Origin of the sequence: Nocardia sp. NPDC060220 (assembly GCF_042727815.1) — a bacterium.
Lineage (GTDB): Bacteria > Actinomycetota > Actinomycetes > Mycobacteriales > Mycobacteriaceae > Nocardia.
In genome coordinates this window covers 1-6,660 of the sequence record NZ_JBHWZY010000354.1, presented here as the reverse complement: position 1 = coordinate 6,660, position 6,660 = coordinate 1, and the positions used below count along the sequence as shown (strand labels likewise).

Here is a 6,660-nt window from a genome sequence, read left to right as displayed (position 1 = left end):
CGTCCGATCTTCGCGATCGGGCGGGCGTCGCAGCGCGTGCACCCTGGATTTCGGGGCTTTCGCTCACCCTGGCGATCGGTAACGATTGGCAATCGTGTCGACCTACCGGCACGCCGAGCACTGGAGTGAATCAATGAAACGCATCGTCGCCGGGGCCCTCGCGGCCGCCGCCCTGTCCGTCGCCGCCCCGCTCGGCACCGCCCAGGCCGCGTCCCTCCCGGTCGCCGACTCCGGTTCGTCGTCCATCGGCTGCACCTCCGACACCAGCCCGTGCGCCCTGCGCCCGCTGTTCGACCTGTTCACCGCCCTCCTGACGGGCAGCGCCTAGGCCACGGGGCGCGCGGGGTAACGTCGGCCGGGTGGCCGATGCCTTCTACCGCCAAGACCCCGCGGACCCGAACCGGTACCTCTCGACCGAGCTGACCCGGGGCCCGTGGTCGCCGGACGCCCAGCACGCCGGACCGCCGTCCGCTCTGCTCGGGCATGTGATCGAGCGCTGCGAGCCCCGGCCGGGATTCCAGGTCGGACGAGTCGCCGTCGAGATTCTCGGGCCGGTGCCGCTGGCTCCGCTCACCGCGCAGGCGAAGGTGGTGCGGTCGGGGCGCAGTGTCGAACTGATCGAGGCGACTTTGTCGTCGGAGCGCGGCCCCGTGATGCAGGCCAACGCGTGGCGGCTCAAGCTCGCCGAGCCCGCCCTCGATCTGCCCGCCCAGTTCCTGCCGACCGGTACCAGGCCACTGCCCGCGGCGACGGAGCCGGAGCAGTTTCCCTCCGATCAGGAGATCGGTTTCCACACCGGCATCGAATACCGTTTCTCCGCAGGCTCATTCGCCGCGCCGGGGCCCGCGATCTGCTGGATCCGGTTGAAGTACCCGATCGTCGCGGGGACCACCCCGAGTCCGCTGGAGCGCACGCTGGCCGCCGCCGATTCGGGCAACGGGGTCAGCGCGGTCCTCGACTGGTCGAAGTACCTGTTCATCAACACCGACCTCACCGTGACCCTGCATCGTCAGCCGGTCGGCGAGTGGGTGTGCCTGGACGCGGTCACCCATCCCCAGCCACACGGCATCGGCCTCGCCGAATCCGCGCTGTTCGACGAGACCGGGCCGATCGGGCGCAGCACCCAGACGCTGCTCATCGCGCCCCGGGGCTGATCAGGGACGCGGCTTCACCAAGTCGGCGTTGCCGTGCTTGAGCAGTTCCGACTCGCCGGTGCTCGTGCGCCGGAACGGGTCGCCTTCACCGGTGGTGAGCAGACCACGCAAGCTGGTGGTGATGTAGGCGCCCCAGGCGTTGGAGCACACCTCGTAGCATTCCCCGGCGGGCACCAAACCCACATGGGTGAAACGGATTTCGGTGCCGTCGGCGTTCTCGGTGATGTCGAAGACGACGTCGGTGTCTTCCCATTCGGTGGTGTCGGCGATGAAGGACAGGTGCGAGTCGGTGACGTGCCAGACCAGGCGCTCGCCCGGAATCGACGTGGTGGTCGTCATGGTGCAGCGGTGCAGGCCGGGGACCTCGAAGAGGTAGCTGTCACCGACCGTGCCGGTGCTGCCCTCGATGGTCTCCGACCACCAGGCCCACACGTTGTTGATGGCCGCGAAGGCCTCGTCGGGTGTCTTGTCGACGGTGATGGTGGCGGTGAAATCGTTGTCGCTCATTGCGTTTCCTTCCGGCTCAGCCGTCGAGATGCCGGCGGAGCGCGTCGAGTGGGCCGTCCCAGTCACGGGACAGGGCGGCCAGAAATTGTTGTGCCACGTGCATCGGAGCGGAATCGAGGCGGTAGCGCACGCGCCGCCGCTCCCCCGGTTCCGCGATCACCAGGCCCGCATCCGCTAGCAGGGCAAGGTGTTTGGCGATCGCCTGCCGGGTGATGGGCAGCCGATCGGCGAGGTCGGTCGCGGTGGCCGGACCGTGCGCGGCGAGTGCGGCCAGTACCGACCGCCTGCTCGGATCGGCCAGCGCGACGAAAACCCGTTCGGCGGTGGCCTCCTGCTCAGGCCGCATCGAGGTACTCGACGAGCTCGCCCAGCTCGCTCTTCCAGCCGCCGACATTGCCCTCGAACGCCGCCTTGTGCGCCTCGTCTGGCAGCTGGGCGAAGCCGGTCTCGGTGACCGTCAGCCGGGTGCCGTCGCCGACCGGCTCGAGGCTGAATTCGACATAGGTGCGTCGTGGGTCGTCGTCGGGCAGCCCGTTGATCGGCCAGGTGTAGCCGAACACCGAGGGCTCCTCGACCCGCTCCACCCGCATGTCGGCGGCGAACCCTTCCTTCCAGGTCATTCGCATGTCCCCGCCCGGTCGCAGGTCGATCTCGGCGGTATTGCCGAACCAGCTCCCCAGCCCTTCCGCGGTGGTGATGGCCGCCCATACCTTGGCGGGCGGATGCGCGAGCTCGACGGTCCGGACGATCTGATCAGGGAATCCCATGATGCCTCCTCATATATTGCAACCGACTGGTTGCAATTCAGAGTATTGCAACCGTTGGGTTGCGTCAAGGGTGTGGTCATCCGTGGCCGCCGGTGACGCGGAACCCTTTCGGGACCAGCCAGACCGTGCCGACAGCAACCACCGCGACGACGGCGGCCGAGATGTAGGACGTGGTGGTGAGGGCGACGTCGAAGGCATGACCGGCGGCATGGGTGAGTTCGTCGCGGGCGGGTTCGGGTAGGTCGGTGGCCACCTCGGCCGCGCCGCCGATCGAACCGCTCGCCTGGTCGACCTTGTCGGCGGGGACGGACAGGCCCGTCATGTGCTGACTGAAGATCCTGGCGTGCAGGCTGCCGAGCAGGGCGACGCCGAAACCGACGCCGACCTCGTAGTTGGTCTCCTCCACCGCACCCGCCTGGCCCGCCCGGTCCGCGGGCACGGCGCCGACCAGGACTGCGGCCGCCGCGGTCACGGCCATACCGTCGCCGAGACCGAACGACACCAGCACCAGCGCGACCACCGGATAGGTGGTGGGTTCCGGACTCACCGCCAACAGCAGGAACCCGAGGGCGACCGCACCGAGGCCGAAACCGAGCACCGCGCGGACACCGAACCTCTCCATCAGAAACGGCGTGAGCAGGGAGGCGGTGAGCAGCGTGAGCGCGGCGGGCAACATCCGGATGCCCGCCTGCGACGGGCTGTAGCCGTGGACGTATTGCAGCCACAGCGAGATCAGGAACATGGCCGCGCCGATCGCCATCATGGCCAGCAGCGTCGCGACGGCCGCCGCGGTGAACGCGCCGTTGCGGAACAGCCGCACATCCAGCAGCGGGTCGGCGGCAGTGAGCTGACGTCGGGTGAACCAGGCCAGCGCGGCGATGCCGATCAGCAGGATCGCCCAGTCCACCTCGCTCGCTTCACCTTTCGCGAGATGCTTGACGCCCCACGCCAGACAGACGATGCCTGCCACCGACAGCGCGGCGGCGAACCAGTCCAGGCTCCCCGCCTGCGGCGCACGATATTCCGGCAACACCCACAGCCCCACCACCACCGTCACGACCACCACCGGCACATTGAGCCAGAACGCCGACGACCACCCGAAGTGCTCGACGAGGAACCCACCGACGATGGGCCCCACCGTGGCGCCGACCCCGGCGACCGCCGCCCAGATCCCGATGGCCATGGTGCGTTCGCGCACGTCGGTGAAGATGTTGCGGATCAGCGACAGCGTCGACGGCATCACCATCGCACCGCCGATCCCGAGCAATACCCGCCCGCCGATCAACTGCGCCGCGCTCCCGGCGGTAGCCGCGACCACCGACGCGATGCCGAACAGCACGAACCCGCTGATGAACAACAACTTTCGCCCCACCCGATCACCGAGCGCACCGGTGGTGATCAGCAAGCCGCCGAGCACGAGCCCGTAGATATCGATGATCCACAGCTGTTCCATCGGCCCGACCTGCAAATCCTCGATCAGCGACGGCAGCGCCACATTGAGAATCGTGGCATCCATCGCCACCAGCAACAGACTGGCGCACAGCACCCCGAGCATCACCCAGCGCACCGACCCGTAGGACTCGTCCCGCGCTTCGCTCACCCTGGCCACCTCACCGGCCGCTCGGCCCTCGACGTCCGTTGACGACAAGCTACCCACAACAGTGACGCCCGCCCGGCAATGCTCGCGGTAGGTCCAGCCGCGATCCGGGCACGCGAAAGCCGATCCGGGCCGAATGAGACCCGATCACCGACGGGCGCTCAGCCGGGCAGGACCGCCGCGATGAGGGTGCGCGCGGCGCGGCCCGTACGTTCCCGGTCGCCCGTGATCACGCGGTCCTGGATGATGCCGCGCAATCCGGAGACCAGCAACGTGGACACCACCTCGGGATCTTCGGCCAGCCCGGTCCGGCGCAGCGCGGCGGCGAGTTCGGTGACGAAGGTGGCGATCGCGGCCTCGGCGTAGTCCTGGTACGGCGAGCCGGGGGCACACGCGGCACCCAGCACCTGCAGCAGCACTCGCACGCTGTCGGCCTCGGCACCCTCGGAATTCACGTCGAAGAACCCGATCAGCCGCGCGGGTAGCTGCGCGGGCTCGGCGATATCGGCGAAGACCGCGGCGAGGTCGGGTCGCTGCGTCGCCAACGCCTGGACCAGCAGTTCTTCCTTGGTTCCGAAGTAGTAGATCAGCATGCGCGAGCTGGTTCCGAGTGCCGCGGCCAGCGGTCGCAGCGAGAGTTCGGCCAAGCCGTGCGAGGCGATGTAGGTGACGACACCGGCCAGCATCTCGGCGCGCTTGCGGTGGTCGAGGGGACGGGCCATGGGTTGACTGTAGCGAGTGCTACAGGTATTCATGTCATCGTGACTGTACCGATCGCTTCAGAAACTCGGGGCGGCGTGGTGGTGACCGCGTACGCGGCGACCACCGCACTGGCCGACACCATGGACGAGACCTGGTCGCGCCTGCTGCGCGGCGAGAGCGGAATCCGTGCGCTACCCACGCGGTTCCTCGCCGAGCACGATCTGCCGGTGCGGATCGGCGGACCACTGGTCACCTCGCCCGATGCCGAGCTGACGCGGATCGAGCAGCGCAGGCATTCCTACGTCGAACGCATGGCCCTGGTCCTCGGCAGACAGGTCTGGCAGGCCGCGGGCGCGCCGGAAGTCGACCGTGAGCGGCTCGCCGTGGCCATCGGCACCGGCCTCGGGGGCGGCGACGCACTGATCGATGCCGTCGACGCGATGCGGGCGGGCGGCTACCGCAAGGTCTCACCGCTGGCCGTGCCGATGGTGATGCCCAATGGACCCGCCGCCACCGTCGGACTCGACATCGGCGCGCAGGGTGGGGTTTTCGCGCCGGTGTCAGCCTGCTCGTCGGGGTCGGAGGCGATTGCCCACGCATGGCGGCTGATCAGCACCGGCGAGGCCGATGTGGTGGTCACCGGTGGCGTCGAAGGGCATATCGACCCGGTCCCCATCGCGGGCTTCGCGATGATGCGGGCGATGAGTACCCGCAACGACGAGCCCGAACGCGCCTCCCGGCCGTTCGACCGCGACCGCGACGGCTTCGTCTTCGGCGAGGCCGGCGCGCTGCTCGTCCTCGAATCCGAACGGCACGCGAAGGCGCGTGGTGCGCGCATCCACGCGCGAGTGCTCGGTGCGGGCATCACCTCCGACGCCTTTCACATCGTGGCCTCCGACCCGGCGGGCACCGGTGCGGCGCGGGCGATGCGCAAGGCCGTTCACACTGCGGGGCTGCGGGTTCGCGACATCGATCACGTGAACGCGCACGCGACGTCGACATCGATCGGCGATGCTTCCGAAGCGGCGGCGATCACCGCGGTCGCTCCCGATGCCTCGGTGTACGCCCCGAAGTCAGCGCTCGGTCATTCGATCGGTGCGGTGGGCGCTCTCGAAGCGGTGCTCACGATCCTGAGCCTGCGTGAGCAGATCGTCCCGCCCACACTGAATTTCGACAACGCGGACCCGGCGATCGATCTCGATATCGTCGCCGGGGCCCCACGACCGCACAAGATCGACTACGCCCTCAGCAACTCGTTCGGATTCGGCGGCCACAATGTCGCGCTCGCGTTCGGAAAAGCGTAGCGGCGCCGCCGATCCGGTGGGATCGACGGCGCCGTGACGGCTCAGCGCGACTTACGCCTTGTCGAAGCGGGTGTCGACGAAAGACTTGAAGTCGACCTTGCCGGGAATGGCCTTGGCCTTGGTGAAGGCATCCGCGATTTCCTGTTCGGAGGCGATGACCTGGTCGGTGAGTTTGATCGGCTCCTTGATCGAGCGGGTCCAGGTGGTGCGGGAGGCGTCGACGCTGATCTGGGTCAGCTCGGCGTATTTGGTCGACCAGGTGTCGAGATTGTCCGAGGACCACTTGGTGGCGGCGGCGTAGCGCTGGAAGAAGTCGGCGAGAGCGGCGGACTTGCCCGCGTCGGCGACGGTCTTGTTGCCTGCCACCCAGAAGTTGTAGCCGTTGGCGGCCTGGTCGGCGGTGGCGATCGACTTGGCGCCGATCTCCTTCTCCGCGATGGCGGTGTAGGGGTCCCAGGTGGCCCAGGCGTCGACGTCACCGCGGGTGAGCGCGGTGTAGCCGTCGCCGGGAGCCAGGTAGACCGGCTCGACATCGCTCAGCGACAGGCCCGCCTTCTGCAGTTGCAGGAGCAGGTTCGCGTTGGCCGAACTGCCCTTGTAGACGGCGACCTTCTTGCCTTTGAGGGCCG

General features: G+C 68.5%; 9 protein-coding genes. 3 read left to right on the top strand and 6 right to left on the bottom strand.

Annotation, left to right across the window (positions count from 1 at the left end):
* Positions 1-133 precede the first annotated feature (133 nt).
* Both ACFWF3_RS19175 and ACFWF3_RS19170 read left to right on the top strand, forming a co-directional pair.
* A complete protein-coding gene (locus ACFWF3_RS19175) occupies positions 134-328 on the top strand; it encodes a hypothetical protein (RefSeq protein WP_378996138.1) in 195 nt (64 codons plus the stop codon).
* 31 nt (positions 329-359) lie between these two features.
* Positions 360-1,154 (top strand): thioesterase family protein, encoded by a 795-nt coding sequence (locus ACFWF3_RS19170; protein WP_379314691.1) that lies wholly within the window; start codon positions 360-362, stop codon positions 1,152-1,154.
* On the opposite strand, the gene ACFWF3_RS19165 is transcribed toward ACFWF3_RS19170, so the two are convergent.
* The 5 genes from ACFWF3_RS19165 to ACFWF3_RS19145 form a co-directional block, all read right to left on the bottom strand.
* Positions 1,155-1,661, bottom strand: coding sequence for an SRPBCC domain-containing protein (locus ACFWF3_RS19165; RefSeq protein ID WP_378996134.1), 507 nt, complete (start codon positions 1,659-1,661; stop codon positions 1,155-1,157). It lies immediately after the preceding gene.
* Between the two features lie 16 nt (positions 1,662-1,677).
* Entirely contained in the window at positions 1,678-2,007 is a 330-nt protein-coding gene (locus tag ACFWF3_RS19160) for an ArsR/SmtB family transcription factor (RefSeq protein WP_378996132.1), read from the bottom strand.
* The gene (locus ACFWF3_RS19155) at positions 1,997-2,428 is read right to left on the bottom strand and encodes an SRPBCC domain-containing protein (RefSeq protein ID WP_379314690.1); all 432 of its coding nucleotides are present in this window, start codon (positions 2,426-2,428) and stop codon (positions 1,997-1,999) included. Before ACFWF3_RS19155 ends, ACFWF3_RS19160 begins: the two co-directional genes overlap by 11 nt.
* A 76-nt stretch (positions 2,429-2,504) precedes the next feature.
* Complete coding sequence (locus tag ACFWF3_RS19150; RefSeq protein WP_379314689.1) at positions 2,505-4,028, bottom strand: MFS transporter; 1,524 nt, start codon at positions 4,026-4,028, stop codon at positions 2,505-2,507.
* A 158-nt stretch (positions 4,029-4,186) separates the two neighbouring features.
* Entirely contained in the window at positions 4,187-4,747 is a 561-nt protein-coding gene (locus ACFWF3_RS19145) for a TetR/AcrR family transcriptional regulator (protein ID WP_379314688.1), read from the bottom strand.
* Between the two features lie 39 nt (positions 4,748-4,786).
* On the opposite strand from ACFWF3_RS19145, the gene ACFWF3_RS19140 reads away from it, so the two are divergent.
* Positions 4,787-6,031, top strand: a complete 1,245-nt coding sequence (locus ACFWF3_RS19140) for a KasA/KasB family beta-ketoacyl-ACP synthase (protein ID WP_379314687.1) — start codon at positions 4,787-4,789, stop codon at positions 6,029-6,031.
* Positions 6,032-6,082: 51 nt separating this feature from the next.
* Here ACFWF3_RS19140 and ACFWF3_RS19135 read toward each other — a convergent pair.
* Positions 6,083-6,660: ABC transporter substrate-binding protein (locus ACFWF3_RS19135; protein WP_379314686.1), on the bottom strand; the 578-nt coding region annotated here is incomplete at its 5' end.

Coding starts and splice junctions, on each gene's coding strand:
- ACFWF3_RS19175 (WP_378996138.1), top strand. CDS start 134: ATGAAACGCATCGTCGCCGGGGCCCTCGCGGCCGCCGCCCTGTCCGTC.
- ACFWF3_RS19165 (WP_378996134.1), bottom strand. CDS start 1,661: ATGAGCGACAACGATTTCACCGCCACCATCACCGTCGACAAGACACCC.
- ACFWF3_RS19145 (WP_379314688.1), bottom strand. CDS start 4,747: ATGGCCCGTCCCCTCGACCACCGCAAGCGCGCCGAGATGCTGGCCGGT.
- ACFWF3_RS19160 (WP_378996132.1), bottom strand. CDS start 2,007: ATGCGGCCTGAGCAGGAGGCCACCGCCGAACGGGTTTTCGTCGCGCTG.
- ACFWF3_RS19155 (WP_379314690.1), bottom strand. CDS start 2,428: ATGGGATTCCCTGATCAGATCGTCCGGACCGTCGAGCTCGCGCATCCG.